Below are 19,398 nucleotides of genomic sequence, written 5' to 3' on the forward strand. Positions count from 1 at the left end.
CCGTGAACCTCCGGCGGGCCCTCCATACCGGCGTCGCAGCGGCCTGTATCGCCGCCACGGCCGCCCCGGCGGGTCTGTCGGCCCAGACGGCGGCGCCCGCCAAGGCGGCGTCGGCGGCGAACCCGCTGCAGGTCCGTGTCGCCCAGGCGCGGGGCTTCTCCCGCATCGAGTTCCAATGGCGCGGCCAGGCCCGCATGACCAGCCGCCAGGTCGGCCAGGTGCTGACCCTGCGCTTCAGCCGCGACGCCGAGCCGGACATGACGCGGCTGCGGGTCTCCCCGCCCAAATGGCTGAAGAGCGCCGAGGCCCGCCATGTGGGCGGCGTCCTGGAGTTGGACCTGACCCTGGAGGAGGGCGCCGAAGCCCGGGTGGGTCAGGCCGATGGGGCGGCCTTCGTCAACATCTTCCCGCCGTCGGAGGTGGCCGAGACGCCGGTTGCGCCTGCTCCAGGCCAGCCGACCCCCACCCCCGCTGCGGCCCTGGACCCCGAGCCGGTCCGGGCTAATCCGGTCCCTGCCGATGGCGTGGTGCGCCTGGACGCCAAGCTGCAGGGCGCCCAGGTGCTGCTCAGCTTCCCCTGGGCTGCGCCGGCCGGGGCGGCGGTGTTCCGCCGGGGCGACGCCGTCTGGGTGGTGTTCGACGCCCCCGCTCGCCTGGACGTCGCCCGCGCGCCGCGAGGCCTTCGCCAGTTCGGCCGGATGGAGGCCTTCCGCGGCCCCGACTATTCCGCCGTCCGCATCTCAAGTCCCGTGAACACCCCGGTGTTCGTGATCAGCGAGGGCGCCACCTGGACGGTGGCCCTGGGTCCGGGCGCCCAGGCCCAGCCGACTCCGATCCGCGTGCGCCGTGACGAGACCGGCGGCCCGGCGTCCTTGACCGCGGCGGTCTCCGGGGTCACCCGCATCGTCCGCATTCCCGACCCCATGGTCGGCGACACGCTGACCGTCGCCACGGCGCTTGGCCCGCCCAAGGGGCTGATATCGCGCCGCGAGTTCGTGCAGATGTCCCTGCTGCCCTCGGTCCAGGGCCTGGCGATGGAGAGCTTCGCCGAGGACATCACCCTCACGCGCCAGGGGGACCTGGTGGCCATCGGCCGGCCGGCCGGCCTGGCGCTGTCGTCGCCCTCGGCCATCGCCAACCGTCGGGAAGTCCCCAGCGGCGCCCCGCAGCCGGCCGGCCGGCCGGCCCTGATCGACTACGAAAACTGGCCCAAGACCGGCTCGGGCGGTTTCCTCGCCCGCTATAACGCCCTGGTGACGGCGGCCGCCGAGGAGGGGATCGAGGGCGCCGAGAGCAAGGTGGCCGCCCGCATGGCGCTCGCCCGCTTCTTGGTGGGCTCGGACCTCGCCTTCGAGGCCGTCGGCGTGCTCAACGACGTGGCGCGCCAGCACCCGCAACTGCTGAACGACGCGGAATTCCGCGGTCTTCGGGGCATCTCCCGGGTCATGGCGCGGCGCTACAAGGAGGCGGCGGCCGACTTCTCCTCGCCCGTGCTGGCCGACGAGTCCTCGGCGGCCCTCTGGCGGGCCTATCTGGCCGCCGAGACCGCTCAGTGGCCCGAGGCGCGGCGGGAGTTCGCCGCCGGGGCTGCCGCCTACAACCAGTTTCCGGCCGTATGGCGCGCCCGCTTCGCCCGGGCCGACGCCAAGGCCGCGCTCGCCCTGGACGACCTGGACGGGGCCAGCACCCGCATCCGCATGGCCCTGGACGAAGACACCGACGCGGTCGAGGAGCTCCAGGCGCGCTTGCTGCAGGCCCAGCTGGCCGAGAAGGAAGGCCAGACCGGGCGGGCGCTTCGGATCTACCAGGCCGTGGCCACCGCGCCGCTGGACCATATCGCCGCGCCGGCCCTGCTGGCCGCCACCCGCATCCGCTTCGAAGAAGGCGCCATCACCCCGATCCAGGCCGCCGCGGCCTATGATAGCCTGCGGTTCCGCTGGCGGGGCGACGCCACCGAACTGGCCACGATCCGCGCTTTGGGCCGGCTCTACCTGACCCAGGGCCGCTATCGCGAGGCCCTGGAGGCCCTGCGTTCGGCGGGCCAGCGCTTGCCCGACCTGCCGGAGGCCATCGGCCTGCAGGCCGACCTCTCGGCCTCGTTCCGCGCCCTGTTCCTGGAGGGCCTGGCCGACGGGCTGGAGCCGGTGCAGGCGCTCGCCCTGTTCTTCGACTTCAAGGACCTCACGCCGCTCGGGGTCGATGGCGACATGATGGTCCGCAGGCTGGTCCGCCGGCTGGTGGACGTGGACCTGCTGAACCAGGCCGCCGACCTGCTGGCCTACCAGGTGGACAACCGCCTGGACGGGGTGCCCCGCGCCCAGGTGGCCACGGACCTCGCCCTGATCTACCTGATGGATCGCCGGCCCGAGCAGGCTCTGATCGCCATCAACGGCTCGCGCTCGACCGTCCTGCCCACCGCCCTGAACAGGGATCGCCGCCTGATCGAGGCCCGGGCGCTTTCGGATCTCGGCCGGCTCGACCACGCCCTGGAGGTGCTGGCCCGGGACGACTCGGCCGAGGCCCGCGACCTGCGCGCCGAGATCGTCTGGAAGCAGAAGGACTGGCCCGAAGCCGGCAAGCTGTTCGAGGCCTCCTTGGCCGAGCGGTGGAAGAATCCGGCGCCGCTTTCCGTCGAGGACGAGGGCAAGCTGCTGCGGGCCGGGGTGGCCTTCAGCCTGGCCGGCGACGACGAGGCGCTGGCCCGGATGGAGGGTCGTTATGCGCCCTTCCTCGACAAGGCCCGCAACCCCGAGGCGCTGCGGGTGGCCCTGACCGGCGTGGCCACCGGCCGGATCGGCGTCGGCGAGTTCGGCCGCATGACCGCCGACAACGAGGCCTTCTCCGGCTGGGTCGCGCGCATGAAGGAAAAGTTCCGCCAGGCCGCTCCGGCCCCGGCCGCCGCCAAGACCGCCGACGCCGGCGCGCCGCCCAAGCAGGGCTAGCTGAGGTTCGCCGGCCACGTCAGGCTCCCCCCGATCACGAATCCTTTGACCTGCCGCCGTCCTCCATGGCTTCGTCGGCCAAACACAACAGGGCGGAGGAGGCCGGAGCGATGGCGCAGTTCGGGAGCTACCAGAACGAAATCTACGGGCTGGGCCTGCGCGGCGTGCTTCCCGGGATTCCCGTGGACTATGCGACCCTCGTCCAGCGCGCCACGGCGGCCATGCCGGCCCATGTGCTGAACTATGTCCAGGGCGGCTGCGGCGACGAGTTCACCCAGGACCAGAATGCGGCCGCCTTCCACCATTGGGGCATGGTCCCGCGGATGATGGTGGAGACCGGGACACGGGACCTGTCGGCGGATCTGTTCGGCCACACCTATCATTCGCCCCTGTTCATGGCGCCGATCGGCGTGACGGCCATGTGCAGCCAGGACCAGCATGGCGACATCGCCGCAGCCCAGGCCTCGGCCCTGACCGGCGTGCCGATGGTGGTCTCCACCCTGGGCAATGACACGATGGAGGAGGTGGCGCCGCATCTGGGCGACACGCCGGGCTTTTTCCAGCTCTACACCCCGCGCAACAAGGAGTTGGCCGAGAGCCTGATCACCCGGGCCGAGGCGGCCGGCTATCGCGGCATCATCGTCACCCTCGACACCTGGGTGACCGGCTTCCGTCCCCGGGACCTGAACGCCGGCAACTTCCCGCAGCTGCGCGGACACGTGCTGAAGAACTACACGGCCGATCCGGTCTTTCAGAAACTGCTCGGCAAGGACGCCTCAGAATCGCCGGCCGAGGCTGTGGCGCTATGGGGTTCGCTGTTTGGCCGGCCCATGCTGTGGGAGGACATCGCCTGGCTGAAGTCGGTGACCAGCCTGCCGATCATCCTGAAGGGCATCTGCCATCCCGATGACGCCCGCAAGGCCGTCGATATGGGCGCCGATGGCATCTACTGCTCCAACCACGGCGGCCGTCAGGCCAATGGCGGGATCGCGGCCATCGACATGCTGCCCGATGTGGTCAAGGCCAGCGGCGAGGTTCCGGTCTGGTTCGACTCCGGAATCCGTTCGGGCTCCGATGTGGTCAAGGCGTTGGCCATGGGGGCTGCGGCCGTGGGCGTGGGCCGCCCCTTCGTCTATGGCCTGGCCCTGGGCGGCGCGGCCGGCGCCGCCCACGTGCTGAAATGCATCCTGGCCGAGGCCGATCTCTTCATGGCCGTGAACGGCATGCCGACCCTGGCCGACCTGAAGCGCGAGGGCGTGCGGCGGCTGTAGGCCGGTCTGGCGCTCGGCTCAGACAAGCCGGTCACAAAGGACACGAAGAGCGTAGCCGCCAAGCCCTTTGTGTCCTTCGCGTCCTTCGTGTTCCGTTCTTCTCTGCGCAAACGCGCATTGACGATCAGGAGCCGCTGAGTTCTTCGGTGTAGAGGTCTCGCAGGCGCTGGATATCGGCGGCGTCGACTTCAAGTTCGGCGGCCAGATAGCCCTCGACGCCGCCATAGCGGCGGTCGATCTCGGCGAAGAAGGCCTCGAGATAGGGCCGCTCGACGCCGCCCAGGACCTCCAGGACGTCGGCGGGCATGCCGGCCATGGGGCCGGCGTCGCCCGAAATCCGGTGGTGCTGGTTGGACAGCAGGAAGTCCTCGATCACGGTTTCCCGCGGCACGCCCAGGGCCGAGAGGATCAGCGCGGTCTGCACGCCGGTGCGGTCCTTGCCCGCCGAGCAGTGATAGAGGATCGCGCCCTCATCGCCCTCCAGCAGTTCGGCGAAGACGGCGCGGAACTGGCCCTTATGGCTGTCCACCACAGCCGGATAGAAGGACGTCATGGCCGCGCGGACCTTCTCGGCCGAAGGGCCGTCGGCGAAGGCGGCCATGAAGGCCGAGATGTCCATCTCATAGTCGAGGCTGGCCATGGTGGCGCCGGTGTCGGGCCACCGGGTGGGCTCCGAGCGACGCTCGTCCACCGAGCGCAGGTCGTAGACATACCGGATGTCAAGGTTGCGGATCTTCTCCAGGTCCTGCGGCGTCAGGCCCGACAGGGCGGCCGAGCGATAGATCTTGCCCCAGCGGACAAACCGGCCGTCGGCGGTCTCATAGCCGCCCACGTCGCGGAAGTTCATGCCGCCGTCCAGCGGGACCAGCCGCTCGGCCAAGCGATAGCGGGTCCCGTCCGCCGCCCGGAGGATGAAGTACGGGCGGGCCGCCGCCGAGGCCGGCGCCAGGATGTGGCGGCCATCCGCATCGGCCTGGGAGACCAGGGTCATCCCCTCCAGGGATGTCTGGGCGTTCGGGCCCATGAAGACGTCGACCGCCGCGCCGTTGGTCTCGGTCCAGGACAGGGCCAGGGCGCCGTCCTGAGCCCGGTGGGCCTCGGCGTTGACGATGGCGGCCTGGGACGTCCCAGCCAGAAGCCAGAGGGCGGAAATCAGGGCGCCGCGGCGGGCGATCGATCGCATCATGAGAGGTCTCCAGGTCAGTAGGTGAAGCGGACGCCGGCCATCCAGCGGGCGCCGATCTGTTCGACTTCCGTCGGGAACTGCTCGGAGCCCTCATAGGCGACATAGACTTCGTCGGTGAGGTTGTTGGCGTCGAGGAACACGCTCAGGCGCTCGTTGACGGCGTAGCGCAGGGACAGGTCCAGGCTTTCGGTGGCCGCCCGGAACTCGCCCGAGCCGAGGCCTCCGATGGTGTCCTGCCAGTCGTCGCGCCACTGGTAGCTCAGGCGGGCCGACAGGCCGTACTTCTCGTAGAAGACCGAGGTGTTGAGGATCCGCTCCGAGGTCCCGGGGAACTGCTCGGTGGCGCCGTCCTGGGTTTCGAAGTCGCCCTTCAGGAAGGTGACATTGCCCTGGAAGCCCAGGCCGCTCCAGGCGCCGGGCAGGAACTCGAACTGCTGCAGATAGGCCAGTTCCAGGCCGTAGAGCTTGCCGCGCCCGCCGTTCAGGGTGGTGGTGTAGTCGTAGCCGGTCCGGTCCAGGCCCGTGGCGTCGAAGCGGTCGTCGGTGACCTTTGAGACCGTGTCGTAGAGCACATTGTCCACCGAACGGTAGAAGGCGCTGACCGAGGCCAGGCCCGCGCCCGGCAGGTAGCGCTCATAGGCCCCGTCGAGGCCGATGGTGCGTTCCGGCTCCAGGGTCGGATTGCCGCCGGTGACGCTGCGGCTGATGTCGTTGATCGAGGCGCCGGCCCGAACCGTGCCGAAGGACGGCCGGGCGATGCCGGTGGAAAGCGCCAGGCGCAGCACCGTGTCGGCGTCCAGGTCGTACTTCACATTGATGCTGGGGAAGATCGAGGTGTCTTCGTTCTCATAGGCGACGGGGGTGGTCACCGTCCCGGCGGTCAGGAAGCCGTCGATGGTCTGTTCGAACCGCTCCACCCGGGCGCCGGCGACGATCTGGGCGGCGCCGACCTCCCACCTGGCCGAGCCATAGGCGGCCAGCAGCTTCTCGCCGATTTCGTAGAGGCTTTCCGGAGGGTTGTTCCGGGCCGGATCGTAGAGCCCGGCGGCTTGGAGGCGGTCGAGCAGGGCCTTCAGGTCCTGCCGCATGGCCTTGTTGTCGATGTAGTTGACGTCGAAGCCGCGGGCGAAGCCGGAGGTCCAGGGCTGGTCGGTGACGTAGTCCGCGGCGCTGAAGCTGGCGCCGATCCGCGGAAGCAGCGCCGGCAGGACCAGGGTGTTGCTCTGCGACAGCAGGTTGCCGCTGACGGTGCGGTCATCATATTCGGCGCCCAGGCGCACGGTGACCGGCGTGGCGCCGAACATCGCTTCGCGGGCGGCGTCGAGCTTGTAGACGAAGGACTCCGAGGTCACCGCGCCTTCCAGCGGAAGGGCGATATTCACCGGGAAGGCCGTCTGGTTCAGGGCCGACAGAGGCGCGCCGCTGACGAAGCTGCCGGCGGTCGCGCCCGGGACGGTCGTGGCCAGGGAGATGATCGGGAACTTGGCGTCGCTCTTGTCATAGGTCAGCGAGGCGCGCTGCAGGTTGGAGCCCTGCTGGGCCAGGATCAGCGGCAGCTCGGTTGTGCTCTCGGTCTCGGTATAGTTGAGCCGCCATTCGACGTTCCACGCATTCAGCTGATGGTCGCCGCCAATGGTGTTGAGCCAGTTGGAATTGCCATAGTGGCCGTCGTTGAAGGTGCCGCGATAGGGCACGCCCACCAGGTCGCCGCTGTCGAAGCCGCGGGTTCCGCTGAGCGCCGAGCTCAGCTGGAAGACGTACTGGTCGCGCTGCTCGTTGTCCTTGAACTCGGTATAGAGGCTCTTGGCGAACAGGCGGTGATCGTCGCTCGGGCGGTATTCCACCCCGAACAGGCCGCCATTACTCTCGCGCACCAGCCGATAGCTGCGGACATCCAGGATGGTCGGCCCTATGTCGTCATAGGCGAATTCGCGGTTGTCGGTGACCTGTTCGCGGCTGTAGTGCGAGCCGGCGATGATCACGCCGAACTGGTCGCCCGACCACGAGGCGCGGGCGGCGTACTGCTCCTGCTGGCCGCCGCCGAGCTCCATCTCGCCCAGACCCACATCGCCGGAGAGGGCGAAGCCCGCCTTGTCGAAGGGCGAGAAGGTTCGCAGGTTCACCCGCGCCACGATGGCTTCGGCCGAAAGATCCGGCGTCAGGGACTTGTTGACCTCAAGGGCGCTGAGGATCACCGCCGGCACGGCGTCGAAGCGGAAGGCGCGCTGACCGCCGCCTTCGTCCACGCCGATGGCGTTGATCCCATCGATGGAGACGCTGGTCCAGCGGTTGGGCGCGCCGCGCACCTGGATGTAGCGCTCCTGGCCCTGGTCGCGCTGGACGGCGACGGAGGGGATGCGGGCCAGGGCCGCGGCGGAGTTCTGGTCGGGAAACTGGCCGACGGTGTCGGCGGCGATGACGCTGACCAGGTTCTCGGCGTTGCGCTGTTCGGCGATGGCCGCGCGTTGGCTGCCGACGATCGAGCCGGTGACGATCAGTTCGTCCACCTGGGCGTCCTGCGCCTGGGCCAGGCCCGCCCAGAGAACCGTTCCGCCCATCAGGGTCGACGCGAAGAGAATGTGTTTGCGAGTCACGAGATTGCCCCACCCGAGAAAATGTGCGGCTGCCCTATCATTTCGAACGGATGTACAGCTTGACGGTCCCGTGAAACTTTCACGAACAATCGTTGATGCCCTTTGTAGGATGCTAGTTTTGGAGGTGTCGTGCGCGTTCTCTAGCGAGCGATTGAGCTCAACTAAAACGATCGTACAGGGATGGCGGTCGCCCTGAGACGTGCATATGCTGGCGGCATGCCCTCAACTGCCGCCTCACTCTCCGCCCGGGAACGACTGATCTCCACGGCCGCGGAACTGCTGGCCACCGGCGGTCTGCGCAGCGTCACCGCGCGCGCCCTGGCCGACCTGACCGGGCAGAGCGCCTCGGCGGTCAACTATCATTTCGCCGGGCGCGAGGGCCTGCTGGCGGCCACCTTCGAGGCCGCCGCCGAGCAGGTGGCGCGCTCCCGGGCGGCGTGGGCCGCCAGTCTGCGCGCCAACCCGCCGCCCGAGGCCTTTGCAGGCTGGTTCGCCGCCTTCAACCTGGAGCGGGTGGCTGCGGCGCCGCCCTTCCTGGTCCTGCGCGAGATGCGGCATGACGCGGCGCGATCACCGGCGCATCGGCGGCTGGCCCGTCTGGAGCTGGAGGCCTCAGACGCCTTCTGGGCGCAGGTCGCGACGGCCTTCCATTTGCCGCCAGGGGCGGCTGAGGCCTGCGCCGACTTCGCCGAGGCGATCCTGGGCATCCATGGGGGCGCGCCCGATCATCCCGATCAGACCGCCTGGCTGATCGAAACGGCTCACCGCTACGGCGCCCGGGTGCGCGGCGCGCGGGGGGCGACGGCCGGCTGGGACGGCTGGCGCCAGCTGGCCCGCGCCCGGGCCGGACTGGGCGAACGTGTCGAGGCGCCCCTGGCCGGCGGCGCTGGGCGCATCGCCGCGGCCGCCGCCGAGGTTCTGGGGCGCGGCGGTCTTGCGGGGCTGACCCACCGCGCCGTCGCCGCCGAGGTCGGCCTCTCTCTCGCCGCCGTGAGCGGCGCCTTCCCCTCGCGCGCGAGCCTGGTCCGCGCCGCCTTTGACCACCTGATCGCCTCGATCCACACGGTCCGCAGCGGGGTGGTGCCGGATCCCGGCGCCCGGCGGCCGATCGCTGAACTGGCCCAGGAGATGGCCGAAGCCCTGTTCGACGCCGAGGGCGCGGCGCCGGCGGGGTTGCTGGCCCTCGACGAACTGCTGACGGCTGCGATCCGCGAGCCGGACCTGCGCCGGGACGCCGAGGATCTCAGGGCCTCGCGGGGGGAGAATTCCGCCACGCTGCTCCTGCGCATGAGCCACGCCACCGACCCCGTGGACGGCCTCGACGCCCATATCCTGTCCATCGTCGCCACCGGCGCCATGCGCTCGGCCTATGCCTTGGAGCCGGAGATGCGCCGATCCTGGCTCGCCACGCGCCTGACGGCCTCGATCGCGGCGCTGTTCGGCTAGGCTGCGGCTCTAGCCCCCGCCGGCGCCCCGCTGGAAGCTCTCCACCAGACTGCCGGCGACAAGTCGCCAGCCGTCCACCAGGACGAAGAAGATCAGCTTGAAGGGCAGGGAGATGACCACGGGCGGCAGCATCATCATGCCCATGCTCATCAGCACGCTGGCCACCACCAGGTCGATGACCAGGAAGGGCACGAAGAGCAGGAAGCCGATCTCGAAGGCCCGCTTCAGTTCCGAGATCATGAAGGCCGGGGTGACGACGCGCAGGGGCAGCTCGGCGACCGTCGCCGGCTGCTCGATCTCCGACAGCCGCACGAACAGGGCCAGGTCCTCCCGGTCGACCTGGGACAGCATGAAGGTCTTCACCGGCGCGCCGGCGGCCTCGAAGGCCTGGGGCAGCTCCATCTCCTGGTCGAGCAGGGGGCGGATGCCGTCCTCGTAGGACCGCTCGAAGGTGGGGGCCATGATGATGGCGCTGAGGAACAGGGCCAGGCTGATGATCACCGCATTGGGCGGGCTCTGCTGCAGGCCGAGCGCCGTGCGCAGCAGGGACAGGACGACCACGATCCGCACGAAGGAGGTGGTCATGATGACGATGGACGGCGCCAGCGACAGCACGGTCAGCAGGCCGACCAGCTGCACCACCCGCTCGGTCAGGCCCGCGCCCGTGCCCAGGTCGATGTTCACCGCCTGGGCGTGGGCCAGGGTCGGCCCGACCATGCTGACCAGGGTGACGAGGACGGCAAGGCCTAAGGCGCGGCGCCAGTCGGTGGCCGGAAGGAGCGTCAGGCTGCGAAGGAATGCGCGCATCAGGCGTCGGCCTTGGGCTTGGTGGCTTTGCGGCGGGCGGGCGCTGGCGCCGGGGCGGGACTGGCCGGCGGCGGGTTCAGCACCTGGCCTTCGCCCAGCAGCAGGAGCTTTTCATCGCCGTCGCAGGACACCAGGACCAGGCGACGGCTGGGATCGAGGACCAGGGTCTCCACCACGGCCAGCCGGCGCTCGGCGCGATGGGGGACGAGGCGACTCATGACGTCGGGGCCGAACCGGCGCATGGCCACGGCGGCCAGGCCGATGAGGCCGACCGTGATGGCGAGAGCGAAGACCGCCCGGGCGAAACTGGCGAAATCCATGGGCGCACCTGTCCGGCGAACGGGCGCCGGTCTTGGCCCCGGTTTGCCGCAGACACTCTTAAGGAGCGATTAACCCTGTTTATTCACCATGTTGGGCATGAACCTGGCTGACATCCCCCTGTTCTCGATGCTGCGTGGTCGCATGGGCCATCTGGGCGAGCGCCAGCGGCTGATCGCCCAGAACGTCGCCAACTCCGAAACCCCCGGCTACCAGCCCCACGATGTGAAGGCCTACAGCTTCCAGGCCCAGGTTCGCGGCGTGCAGATGGCCCAGGCTGGCGCCCCGGCCCGCACCCAGGCGGCTCATCTGAGCGGGACGGTCAACCGCACGGCCGCCTCGGCGAGCTTCAAGGCGGTCCGCACCAAGGATTCCGAGACCACGCTGGATGGCAATTCCGTGGTTCTGGAGGAAGAGATGATGAAGATGTCAGAGGCCCGCATGGCCTATGACGCCGCCGTCGGCTTCTACCAGAAATCCCTCAACCTGCTGCGCACCGCAGCCCGCCCGCCGGGGCGTTGATCTGCGGAGGATGACCGACCATGGCTGAGATCAAGACCACCCAGGGCGCCGCCCAGGCGATCGCCGCGACGGCCCTGCGGGCGCACCAGGCGCGGATGCGGGTGATCGCTGAAAACCTGGCCAACGCCAACTCCACCTCCCGCGAGGCCGGGGGCGATCCCTATCGCCGGCAGGTGCCGGTGTTCGAGCCCAGCCGCATCGATGCGGGGCAGGGGGTCCGGATGGCCCGCGTGAAGGCCGATCCCAGCGAATTCCGCACCGAATACGAGCCCGGCCACCCCTCGGCCGACGCCGCGGGCTATGTGAAGCTGCCCAACGTCAACACGCTCGTGGAAGCGATGGATATGCGCGAGGCCCAGCGGGCCTACGAGGCCAACCTCAACGTCATCGAGACCGCGCGCGCCATGGAGATGCGCGTGCTCGATCTGCTCAAGCGCTAGGGACCTCTAAGCCATGATGACCCCGCTCGCCGCCGCCAAGGCCTATGCCGCCACGCAAGGCGCCGCGCTCCCCTCTGTAGGCGGCGGCGCGGCGGCCGGCGGAACCGACTTCGGCGCCATGCTGAAGAACGTCATGGAACAGACGGTGCAGACCTCGCGCACCGCCGAGACCCAGATGGCCGCCCACGTCCAGGGCAAGGCCCAGCTGGTTGACGTGGTCACCGCCATCTCGGCCGCCGAGACCAGCCTGGAGACCGTCATGGCCGTCCGCGATCAGGTGATTTCGGCCTATCAGGAAATCCTGCGGATGCCGATCTAGGCCCCAAAAGCGTTCGGGACCGGGGCCTCAAGGGGAGCCCAAGGGCGGCGAGCGTGTTAGGTCTGATACATGGCTGAACCTCGCATCGCGCTGGCGCGCGTCACCAAGACCTATGGCGCGCACGTGGCGCTGTCGGAGGCCAGCCTCACCGTGCAGGCTGGCGAGTTCGTGGCCCTGGTGGGGGCTTCGGGCTCGGGCAAGACCACCCTGCTCAAGACCATCAACGGCCTGATCGCCCCGGACGCCGGCGAGGTGCGGATCGAGGGCGAGGTGGTGGGCGCCCTGGCCCCGCACCTGCTGCGCAGGCGCATCGGCTATGTCTTCCAGGAGGTGGGGCTCTTTCCGCACCTGACGGTGGCCGAAAACATCAGCATCACCCCGAAGCTCCTGGGCTGGGACAAGACCAGGCGCGCGGCGCGGGCCGCCGAACTGCTGGATCTCGTCGCCCTGCCGCAGGAGATGGCCAGCCGCTTTCCCGCAGCGCTTTCCGGCGGGCAACAGCAGCGGGTGGGCGTGGCCCGGGCTCTGGCCGCCGAGCCGCACATCGTGCTGATGGACGAGCCCTTCGGCGCTCTCGATCCCCTGACCCGCGACGCGCTCGGCGACGACTATCGCGCCCTGCACGAGCGGCTGAATCTGGCCACCGTCATGGTCACCCACGACATGACCGAGGCCCTGCTGCTGGCCGACCGCATTGTGGTGGTGGCGCAGGGACGGCTGATCGCCGATGGGGCGCCCCAGGCCCTGGCCGCCTCGCATGATCCCGACGTCGCCGCCCTGCTGGCCGCGCCGCGCCGGCAGGCCGAGCGCCTGCGCGCCCGCCTGGGAGACACCGCCCGTCTGGGAGAAACTGTATGAGCCCGCAGGTCGGGGCGGCCTTCGCCCGCCTGCCGGAATACCTCGCCTGGCACGTGCTGCTCAGCGCCTCGGCGCTGGGGCTTGGCCTGCTGATCAGCCTGCCGCTGGCCGTGGCCGCCAGCCGCAACCGGCATATTCGCTGGCCGGTGCTGGCCGGCGCCAGCCTGATCCAGACCATTCCCAGCCTAGCGCTGCTGGCGCTGTTCTTCCCCCTGCTGCTGGTGATCTCGGCGGCGAGTGAGGACCTGATCGGCTACGGCTTCTCGGCGCTCGGCTTCCTGCCGGCGCTCTTGGCGCTGACCCTCTATTCGATGCTGCCCATCGTGCGGAATGGGACCACCGGCATTCTCTCGGTGAGCCCGGCCATCATCCAGGCCGCCGAGGGCGTCGGCATGACGCCCCGCCAGCGCCTGTTCCAGGTGGAGCTGCCGCTGGCCGCGCCGGTGATCATGGCCGGCGTGCGCACCGCCGCGGTCTGGACCATCGGGGCGGCGACCCTTTCGACGCCGGTCGGCCAGACCAGCCTCGGCAACTACATCTTCTCTGGCCTGCAGACCGAGAACTGGGTGCTGGTGCTGTTCGGCTGCGGGGCCTCGGCCCTGCTGGCCATGGTCACCGACCAGCTGCTGGGTCTGATCGAGGCGGGCGCCGCCAAGCGGGACGTGAAGCGCGCGGCGATCGGCGCGGCGGGCATCCTGATCGGGATCGTCGTCGCCCTGACGCCGCTGATCAGCTTCGGCAAGCCCGCCAGCTATGTGGTTGGGGCCAAGAACTTCTCCGAACAGTACATCCTGGCCGAGATGATCGCCGAGCGGATCGAGGATCTGGGCGGCGAGGCCCGGTCGAAGGAGGATCTCGGCTCGGCCATCGCCTACCGCGCCTTGGCCTCGGGCGAGATCGACGTCTATGTGGACTATTCCGGCACCCTGTGGGCCAACGTCCTGAACCGGGAGGACAATCCCGGCCGCCAGGCGGTCCTGGAAGAGCTGACGAAACAGCTCGCCGAGCGGGATGGCGTGCTGGTGCTCGGTTCGCTGGGCTTCGAAAACGCCTATGCGCTCGCCATGCGCCAGGACCGCGCCGCGGCGCTGGGCATCACGACCCTGGATGATCTGGCCCGGCGGTCGGCCAGCCTGACCATGGGCGGCGACCTGGAGTTCTTCGCCCGCCCCGAATGGCAGGCCATCAATGAGGCCTACGGCTTCGACTTCCGGGCCCGGCGGTCCTACCAGCCGACCTTCATGTTCCGGGCGGTGACCTCCGGCGATGTCGACGTGATCTCGGCCTTTTCCAGCGACGGTCGCATCGCCGCCGACGACCTGGTCACCTTGGCCGATCCGCGCCAGGCCCTGCCGCCCTATGACGCCGTGGTGCTGATTGCGCCCGACCGGGTGAACGACGCACGGTTGCTGGCGGCCCTGCGGCCGCTGATCGGGGCCATTCCGGTGGAGGCCATGCGCGACGCCAACTACAGCGTCGATCGCGACGTCGACAAGCTGCGTCCTGTGGAGGCTGGCCGCGCCCTGTCCCAGCGGCTAGGGCTGGACTGACGACTCGCGCTTCAGCGCTGGTTGTCGGAACTGGGGGGCGGCGCCAGCAGGCGAACGCCCTCGGGCGTGATGTCCCAGCCCTGGCGGCTGCGAACGGCCAGGCCCAGCTCCACCAGCACCTGGGCGTCGCTGATGTTTACAAAGGGCACCTCGCCGCCGGCCTTTTTGCGGCTGAGGTTCTTGAGGGCGTGAAGTTGGCCTTCGGTCAGGTCACCCATTCGGGCTGATCTCTCTTGTCTAGCGTGTGCTGCGACGGTCGTTCAGCAGCGTCTTGCGCGGCTGGCTGACAGTGGCCGGCGTGGTCGAGCGGGGATCGACCAGGTCGCGGCGGGCGGGGGCCTGCAGGCGCGATTCATAGATTTTCATGGAATTCGGCCTTTCGGGCCTGGCCGCAGCGGGGGTTCCGCCGTGCGACGAGACCGGTTCATAGCACGGCGCTCGCCGCCTGTCGGGCCTCAACCGCGCCGCGCCGAACTCTGGTCGATACGGTGTTCGCCGGTGAACACTTCGAAGCCGTCGCGCCGCGCCACGCCCACCAGGGTCATGCCGGCCGCCTCGGCCGTGCGGATGGCCAGGGCGGTGGGGGCCGAGACGGCGATGATCACCTGGGCGCCGATCATGGCGGCCTTCTGCACCATCTCCACCGAGACGCGGCTGGTCAGCACCACCGCGCCTTTGGGGACGGGGGTGGCGGCCAAGGCCAGGGCGCCGGCCAGCTTGTCCAGGGCGTTGTGCCGACCGACGTCCTCGCGCACGGCAAGATAGCCGACGCCCGGGCTCCACCAGCCGGCGGCATGCACGGCCCGGGTGAGATCGCCCAGGGTCTGGAGTTGCGGCAGGGCGTCGAGGGCGGCGTGGATGTCCTGCGGCTGCAGGGTGAGGCCCTGGCCGACCACGGGCGGCGCGCGCAGGGCCTGGGCCAGGCTGTCGACGCCGCACAGGCCGCAGCCCGTGGGGCCGGCCTGTCGCCGACGCCGCGCCGCCGCAGCGGCCGAGCTGCGGGGGCTGAGCCACATCCGCACCTCGATCCCATCCTCGCCGGCCACCACATTGATGTCGCGGATGTCCGAGACGTCGGCGACGACGCCTTCGGTCAGGCTGAAGCCGAGGCCGAATTCGGCGAGGTCCGATGGGGTGGCCATCATCACCGCGGTGGTCGAGGCGTCATGAACCAGGGCCACGGCGGCTTCTTCCGGGACGTCGCGGGGGGTGGTGCTGGCGCTCTGTCCACGGAACCGCAAGGGTTGGGCGCGGACGGCGTCGGGGATGTCGCGGTCCGGCGGGTCCTGGCTGCGCAACATTGTGAACGGTCCCCCAAGCCAGCGGCGCGATGCGGGCGAACCCGAAGGGCGGCTGCGCCGTTAGCCTCCAGACCCTCGCTGTGATCCTTGCTCTACGCGGAGACCCCATGACCCGTTCCAAGCCCCGCACCTTTGGCCAGGCGAAGATTGGCGGCCAAGTGAAGATTGGTCCCTATGAAGGCCCCGCCGGGGGCTGGGGCTCGATGATCGGCATGGGAAAGGTGGTCGGGCGCGAGGGGGACCTGCCGGTTGGCCAGCTCCTGCGGCAGAACAAGCCCGACGGCTTCATGTGCGTCAGCTGCGCCTGGGCCAAGCCCGCCAAGCCGCATCCGGCAGAGTTCTGCGAGAACGGGGCCAAGGCGACCATCTGGGACCTCACGCCCCGCCGCGCCACCCTGGCCTTCTTCGCCCGCCACACCCTCACCGAGCTGCGCGACTGGACCGACTATGAGCTGGAGCAGGCCGGCCGGCTCACCGAACCCCTGCGCTATGACGCAGGCAGCGACCGCTATGTCCCATGCGGCTGGCAGGAGGCCTTCGACGCCATCGGCGTCGAGCTGAAGCGCCTGGAGCCCACCTCGGCGGTGTTCTACGCCTCGGGCCGGGCCTCCCTGGAGACCTCCTACATGTACGCCCTGATGGCGCGGATGTATGGCAGCCAGAACCTGCCCGACAGCTCCAACATGTGCCACGAATCCACGTCCGTAGGCCTGACCCAGAGCATTGGCGCGCCGGTCGGCACGGTGATCCTCGACGATTTCGACAAGGCCGACTTCTTCTTTTTCTTCGGCCAGAATGTGGGCTCCAACAGCCCGCGCATGCTGCACGACCTGCAGAAGGCGGTGCGCCGCGGGGCGACCATCATCACCTTCAATCCCTTGCGCGAGCGGGGGCTGGAGGCGTTCCGCAATCCGCAGTCGCCGTTCCAGATGCTGACCCCGGACGTCACCGAGATCAGCGCCCAGTATCACCAGGTGAAGACCGGCGGCGATCTGGCGGCGATCACCGGCCTGTGCAAATGGCTGATCGAGGCCGACGAGATGGCCCGGGCGGCCGGCAATCCGGCCCTGATCGATCATGACTTCATCGGCCAGTACACCCAGGGCTTCGAGGCCTTCGCCGACTTCTGCCGCCGGGCCGACTGGGCCGATATCGAGCGGGAGTCGGGCCTGTCCATGGCGGCTCTGGCCGGCGCTGCGCGAGCCTATGGGGAGAGCCAGGCGGCCATCGGAGTCTATGGCATGGGCCTGACCCAGCAGCGCCTGGGCGTCGAGAACGTCAACATGGTCTGCAATCTGATGCTGCTGCGGGGCAATGTGGGCCGGCCGGGCGCGGGCCTCTGCCCGGTGCGCGGCCATTCCAATGTCCAGGGCCAGCGGACGGTGGGGATCACCGAGAAGCCGGAACTGGCGCCGCTGGACAGGCTGGCCGAGCAGTACGGTTTCGAGCCGCCCAGGGACAAGGGCCTGACCACGGTGGAGGTGTGCGAGGGCGTGCTGGACGGGACGGTGCGGGCCTTCATCGGCCTGGGCGGCAACTTCCTGCGCGCCGTACCCGACAGCCCGCGGGTGGAGGAAGCCTGGACCGGCCTCGACCTCACCGTCCAGATCGCCACCAAGCTCAATCGCAGCCACCTGGTGAACGGCAGGGTCGCCTATCTGCTGCCCTGCCTCAGCCGCATCGAGACCGACGAGCAGGCCACCGGCCCGCAGACCGTGTCGATGGAGGACTCCACCAGCTGCATCCATGCTTCCGACGGCACGCATCCGCCGGCCAGCCCCGACCTGAAGTCCGAGCCGGCCATCGTCGCCGGGATCGCCAAGGCGCTCCTGCCGCCCAATTCGAAGGTCGATTGGGAGGCTTGGACGGCCGACTACGGCCAGGTGCGCGACGCCATCGAGGCCACCTATCCGGACAAGTTCGCCGACTTCAACGGCCGCTTCCGTCAGCCCGGCGGCTTCCATCGCGGCAATCCGGCCCGGGAGCGGGACTTCAGCGGCATGGAGGGCGGGCGCGCGACGTTCATCGTGCCGTCCAGCCTCTCGGCGGTGGGGTTCGCCGACCAGGCCGACCTGTTCCGGCTGATGACCCTGCGGTCCAACGACCAGTTCAACACCACCGTCTATGGCTATGATGACCGGTTCCGAGGCATTCAGGGGACTCGCGACGTGGTGCTGATCAACGCCGCCGACATGGACAGGCTGTCCCTGACCGAGGGCCAGGTGGTGACCCTGGTCACCGACAGCTCGGACGGGGTCGACCGGCGCAAGGGCGGCCTGCGGGTGACGGCCTATGACATTCCGCCGGGCTGCCTGGGCGCCTACTATCCGGAGTGCAACGTGCTGGCCCCGGTGGCTCACCATTCCAAGCAGGCCCTGACCCCGGCGGTGAAGGGCATTCCGGTGCGGATTGTGGCCTGAGTGGTTCGAAAGGCGCCGGTTAGACGGAGCCTAAGCTTGGCCTTCGCGTTTTCTGATCTCGGTGGCGGCCGGTCGTCGCGATCTGGCGACTGTACCTGCGGGCCCTGGCCCGCGCAGAACGGAAGAAACCCATGGCGATCACACGCAAGGAAGAAGCCCGCGCACTGAGCGGCGATGAACAGGAACTGGTTGGCCGGACCCACCATCCGGAGATTCAGGAGACCTCTGACGAGGATCTGCGCGACCTGATCCGCCTGGTGCGCGAGCGCCGCAACAAGGCTCGCGACATGGCTCATCAACGCCGGCGAGAAATGCGCGGCAAGGGCGAGGCCCGCGGCGCCACCCCGTCAGCCAAGGATGACGGCTCCAAGGCCAAGCTCGCCGTCCTGTCCACGGCTCTGCGCCGGGCCAACGTCGAGGCCGAGCGCCGCCGCAAGATGGCCGCCCGGGTGGAGATGACGCAGAACGCCCAGCGCGCCCTGCAGATGAAGCGCGAGGCCAAGGACGCCGCCGCCCCCAACAGCCGTCACGCCCACCAGGGCATGCGTAAGGCCGCCAGCCAGCGACGCGAGGATCTGATGCGACCGATGGAGCGTGGCCGCCAGCGCAAGGCGGGCGCCGTGGCGCAGGCGCGTCGCGACGCGCGTTAACCCCTGGCGGGTGTCGGGGACTCCCGTCTAGGCTCAGCCATGCCTGAGTCCCCGCCTCACATCTTCGTCACCGGCGCCACCCGCGGCATCGGCGCGGCCATCGTCCAGGCCCTCACCGCGCGCGGCGCCCGGGTGGTCGGCCACGGCACGCGGCCGGCCCCCGGAATCCTCGCCGCCGATCTCAGTCAGGCCGGCGCCGGCGATGGGCTGTGGGACGCGGCGCTGGAGGCCCTGGACGGCCGTATCGACGTGCTGATCAACAATGCCGGGGTGTTCGAGGCCATTCCGGTTGAGGCGTCCGACGAGGACTGGCAGGCCAGCTGGGGCCGCACGATGCAGATCAACCTGCAGGGTTCGGCCGATCTCTGCCGGCGCATGGTGCTGCACGCCACCGCCCGCGAGGCTGAGGCCGGCGCCCTGCGCGGCCGCATCGTCAATGTGGCCAGCCGGGCGGCCTATCGCGGGGACTCGCCGGCCCATTGGCACTATGCGGCGTCCAAGGCCGGCATGGTCGCCATGACCAAGTCCATCGCCCGGGGCTATGCCGGCCAGGGCGTCGCCGCCTTCGCCATCTGCCCCGGCTATGTGATGACCGGCATGGCGCAGGACTATCTGGCCAGCCGGGGCGGCGACAAACTGCTGGCCGACATCCCCCTCGGCCGCGTGGCCCAGCCGGACGAGGTGGCCAGCGTGGCGACGTATCTGGCCCTGGACGCCCCGGCCTCCATGACCGGGGCGGTGCTGGACGTGAACGGGGCCAGCTTTGTGCGGTAA

18 protein-coding genes are annotated in these 19,398 nt (G+C 69.7%); 11 read left to right on the forward strand and 7 right to left on the reverse strand.

Features of this window, described 5'->3' with window-relative positions:
• The first annotated feature begins 2 nt into the window (after positions 1-2).
• Both Q7S93_RS08040 and Q7S93_RS08045 read left to right on the forward strand, forming a co-directional pair.
• Positions 3-2,942 carry an endoglucanase gene (locus Q7S93_RS08040; RefSeq protein ID WP_304713362.1) on the forward strand — a complete coding sequence of 980 codons (2,940 nt, stop codon included), beginning with the start codon at positions 3-5 and terminating at the stop codon, positions 2,940-2,942.
• 110 nt (positions 2,943-3,052) lie between these two features.
• Positions 3,053-4,213 carry an alpha-hydroxy-acid oxidizing protein gene (locus Q7S93_RS08045; RefSeq protein WP_304713363.1) on the forward strand — a complete coding sequence of 387 codons (1,161 nt, stop codon included), beginning with the start codon at positions 3,053-3,055 and terminating at the stop codon, positions 4,211-4,213.
• 124 nt (positions 4,214-4,337) lie between these two features.
• Here the strand turns inward: Q7S93_RS08045 and Q7S93_RS08050 are convergent, their stop codons facing one another.
• Together Q7S93_RS08050 and Q7S93_RS08055 are read right to left on the reverse strand one after the other, a co-directional pair.
• Positions 4,338-5,399 carry a tyrosine-protein phosphatase gene (locus Q7S93_RS08050; protein WP_304713364.1) on the reverse strand — a complete coding sequence of 354 codons (1,062 nt, stop codon included), beginning with the start codon at positions 5,397-5,399 and terminating at the stop codon, positions 4,338-4,340.
• Positions 5,400-5,413: 14 nt separating this feature from the next.
• Positions 5,414-7,993: a TonB-dependent receptor gene (locus Q7S93_RS08055; protein WP_304713365.1), complete on the reverse strand. Its 2,580-nt coding sequence runs from the start codon at positions 7,991-7,993 to the stop codon at positions 5,414-5,416.
• A 216-nt stretch (positions 7,994-8,209) separates the two neighbouring features.
• Here Q7S93_RS08055 and Q7S93_RS08060 point away from each other — a divergent pair, with 216 nt between their 5' ends.
• Positions 8,210-9,439 carry a TetR family transcriptional regulator gene (locus Q7S93_RS08060; protein WP_304713366.1) on the forward strand — a complete coding sequence of 410 codons (1,230 nt, stop codon included), beginning with the start codon at positions 8,210-8,212 and terminating at the stop codon, positions 9,437-9,439.
• 9 nt (positions 9,440-9,448) lie between these two features.
• Here Q7S93_RS08060 and fliP read toward each other — a convergent pair whose 3' ends face one another.
• Both fliP and Q7S93_RS08070 read right to left on the reverse strand, forming a co-directional pair.
• A complete protein-coding gene (fliP, locus tag Q7S93_RS08065; RefSeq protein ID WP_304713367.1) occupies positions 9,449-10,246 on the reverse strand; it encodes a flagellar type III secretion system pore protein FliP in 798 nt (265 codons plus the stop codon).
• Positions 10,246-10,566, reverse strand: coding sequence for a flagellar biosynthetic protein FliO (locus tag Q7S93_RS08070; protein ID WP_304713368.1), 321 nt, complete (start codon positions 10,564-10,566; stop codon positions 10,246-10,248). Before Q7S93_RS08070 ends, fliP begins: the two co-directional genes overlap by 1 nt.
• Positions 10,567-10,663: 97 nt before the next feature.
• Here Q7S93_RS08070 and flgB point away from each other — a divergent pair, with 97 nt between their 5' ends.
• The 5 genes from flgB to Q7S93_RS08095 all read left to right on the forward strand — a co-directional run bounded on the left by flgB (position 10,664) and on the right by Q7S93_RS08095 (position 14,253).
• Positions 10,664-11,086: a flagellar basal body rod protein FlgB gene (gene flgB, locus Q7S93_RS08075; RefSeq protein ID WP_304713370.1), complete on the forward strand. Its 423-nt coding sequence runs from the start codon at positions 10,664-10,666 to the stop codon at positions 11,084-11,086.
• 20 nt (positions 11,087-11,106) lie between these two features.
• Positions 11,107-11,526 carry a flagellar basal body rod protein FlgC gene (gene flgC / locus Q7S93_RS08080; protein ID WP_304713372.1) on the forward strand — a complete coding sequence of 140 codons (420 nt, stop codon included), beginning with the start codon at positions 11,107-11,109 and terminating at the stop codon, positions 11,524-11,526.
• Positions 11,527-11,539: 13 nt separating this feature from the next.
• A complete protein-coding gene (fliE, locus tag Q7S93_RS08085) occupies positions 11,540-11,845 on the forward strand; it encodes a flagellar hook-basal body complex protein FliE (protein ID WP_304713373.1) in 306 nt (101 codons plus the stop codon).
• Positions 11,846-11,914: 69 nt separating this feature from the next.
• On the forward strand, positions 11,915-12,703 hold the full coding sequence (locus Q7S93_RS08090; RefSeq protein WP_304713374.1) for an ATP-binding cassette domain-containing protein: 789 nt from the start codon (positions 11,915-11,917) through the stop codon (positions 12,701-12,703).
• Positions 12,700-14,253: an ABC transporter permease/substrate-binding protein gene (locus Q7S93_RS08095; protein ID WP_304713375.1), complete on the forward strand. Its 1,554-nt coding sequence runs from the start codon at positions 12,700-12,702 to the stop codon at positions 14,251-14,253. The genes Q7S93_RS08090 and Q7S93_RS08095 overlap by 4 nt, the downstream gene beginning before the upstream one ends.
• Before the next feature lie 11 nt (positions 14,254-14,264).
• Here the strand turns inward: Q7S93_RS08095 and Q7S93_RS08100 are convergent, their stop codons facing one another.
• From Q7S93_RS08100 to fdhD, 3 genes are all read right to left on the reverse strand, one after another.
• The gene (locus Q7S93_RS08100; protein WP_304713376.1) at positions 14,265-14,471 is read right to left on the reverse strand and encodes a hypothetical protein; all 207 of its coding nucleotides are present in this window, start codon (positions 14,469-14,471) and stop codon (positions 14,265-14,267) included.
• A gap of 19 nt (positions 14,472-14,490) precedes the next feature.
• The gene (locus Q7S93_RS08105; protein ID WP_304713377.1) at positions 14,491-14,619 is read right to left on the reverse strand and encodes a hypothetical protein; all 129 of its coding nucleotides are present in this window, start codon (positions 14,617-14,619) and stop codon (positions 14,491-14,493) included.
• Between the two features lie 89 nt (positions 14,620-14,708).
• On the reverse strand, positions 14,709-15,554 hold the full coding sequence (fdhD, locus tag Q7S93_RS08110; RefSeq protein ID WP_304713378.1) for a formate dehydrogenase accessory sulfurtransferase FdhD: 846 nt from the start codon (positions 15,552-15,554) through the stop codon (positions 14,709-14,711).
• Between the two features lie 107 nt (positions 15,555-15,661).
• Between fdhD and Q7S93_RS08115 the strand changes: the two genes are divergently transcribed.
• The 3 genes from Q7S93_RS08115 to Q7S93_RS08125 all read left to right on the forward strand — a co-directional run bounded on the left by Q7S93_RS08115 (position 15,662) and on the right by Q7S93_RS08125 (position 19,398).
• Entirely contained in the window at positions 15,662-17,974 is a 2,313-nt protein-coding gene (locus Q7S93_RS08115) for an FdhF/YdeP family oxidoreductase (protein ID WP_304713379.1), read from the forward strand.
• Between the two features lie 131 nt (positions 17,975-18,105).
• Positions 18,106-18,624: a hypothetical protein gene (locus Q7S93_RS08120; RefSeq protein WP_304713380.1), complete on the forward strand. Its 519-nt coding sequence runs from the start codon at positions 18,106-18,108 to the stop codon at positions 18,622-18,624.
• 39 nt (positions 18,625-18,663) lie between these two features.
• The gene (locus Q7S93_RS08125) at positions 18,664-19,398 is read left to right on the forward strand and encodes an SDR family NAD(P)-dependent oxidoreductase (protein ID WP_304713381.1); all 735 of its coding nucleotides are present in this window, start codon (positions 18,664-18,666) and stop codon (positions 19,396-19,398) included.

The organism is Phenylobacterium sp., assembly GCF_030646615.1.
In the GTDB taxonomy this organism is placed as follows: Bacteria; Pseudomonadota; Alphaproteobacteria; order Caulobacterales; family Caulobacteraceae; genus Phenylobacterium.

Excerpts from the sequence above, each read along its gene's own strand:
- fliP (WP_304713367.1), bottom strand. The coding sequence starts at position 10,246 with ATGCGCGCATTCCTTCGCAGCCTGACGCTCCTTCCGGCCACCGACTGG.
- Q7S93_RS08095 (WP_304713375.1), top strand. The coding sequence starts at position 12,700 with ATGAGCCCGCAGGTCGGGGCGGCCTTCGCCCGCCTGCCGGAATACCTC.
- Q7S93_RS08060 (WP_304713366.1), top strand. The coding sequence starts at position 8,210 with ATGCCCTCAACTGCCGCCTCACTCTCCGCCCGGGAACGACTGATCTCC.
- fliE (WP_304713373.1), top strand. The coding sequence starts at position 11,540 with ATGATGACCCCGCTCGCCGCCGCCAAGGCCTATGCCGCCACGCAAGGC.
- Q7S93_RS08070 (WP_304713368.1), bottom strand. The coding sequence starts at position 10,566 with ATGGATTTCGCCAGTTTCGCCCGGGCGGTCTTCGCTCTCGCCATCACG.
- Q7S93_RS08120 (WP_304713380.1), top strand. The coding sequence starts at position 18,106 with ATGGCGATCACACGCAAGGAAGAAGCCCGCGCACTGAGCGGCGATGAA.
- fdhD (WP_304713378.1), bottom strand. The coding sequence starts at position 15,554 with ATGTTGCGCAGCCAGGACCCGCCGGACCGCGACATCCCCGACGCCGTC.
- Q7S93_RS08045 (WP_304713363.1), top strand. The coding sequence starts at position 3,053 with ATGGCGCAGTTCGGGAGCTACCAGAACGAAATCTACGGGCTGGGCCTG.
- Q7S93_RS08105 (WP_304713377.1), bottom strand. The coding sequence starts at position 14,619 with ATGAAAATCTATGAATCGCGCCTGCAGGCCCCCGCCCGCCGCGACCTG.
- Q7S93_RS08100 (WP_304713376.1), bottom strand. The coding sequence starts at position 14,471 with ATGGGTGACCTGACCGAAGGCCAACTTCACGCCCTCAAGAACCTCAGC.
- flgB (WP_304713370.1), top strand. The coding sequence starts at position 10,664 with ATGAACCTGGCTGACATCCCCCTGTTCTCGATGCTGCGTGGTCGCATG.
- Q7S93_RS08115 (WP_304713379.1), top strand. The coding sequence starts at position 15,662 with ATGACCCGTTCCAAGCCCCGCACCTTTGGCCAGGCGAAGATTGGCGGC.
- Q7S93_RS08090 (WP_304713374.1), top strand. The coding sequence starts at position 11,915 with ATGGCTGAACCTCGCATCGCGCTGGCGCGCGTCACCAAGACCTATGGC.
- Q7S93_RS08125 (WP_304713381.1), top strand. The coding sequence starts at position 18,664 with ATGCCTGAGTCCCCGCCTCACATCTTCGTCACCGGCGCCACCCGCGGC.
- flgC (WP_304713372.1), top strand. The coding sequence starts at position 11,107 with ATGGCTGAGATCAAGACCACCCAGGGCGCCGCCCAGGCGATCGCCGCG.
- Q7S93_RS08050 (WP_304713364.1), bottom strand. The coding sequence starts at position 5,399 with ATGATGCGATCGATCGCCCGCCGCGGCGCCCTGATTTCCGCCCTCTGG.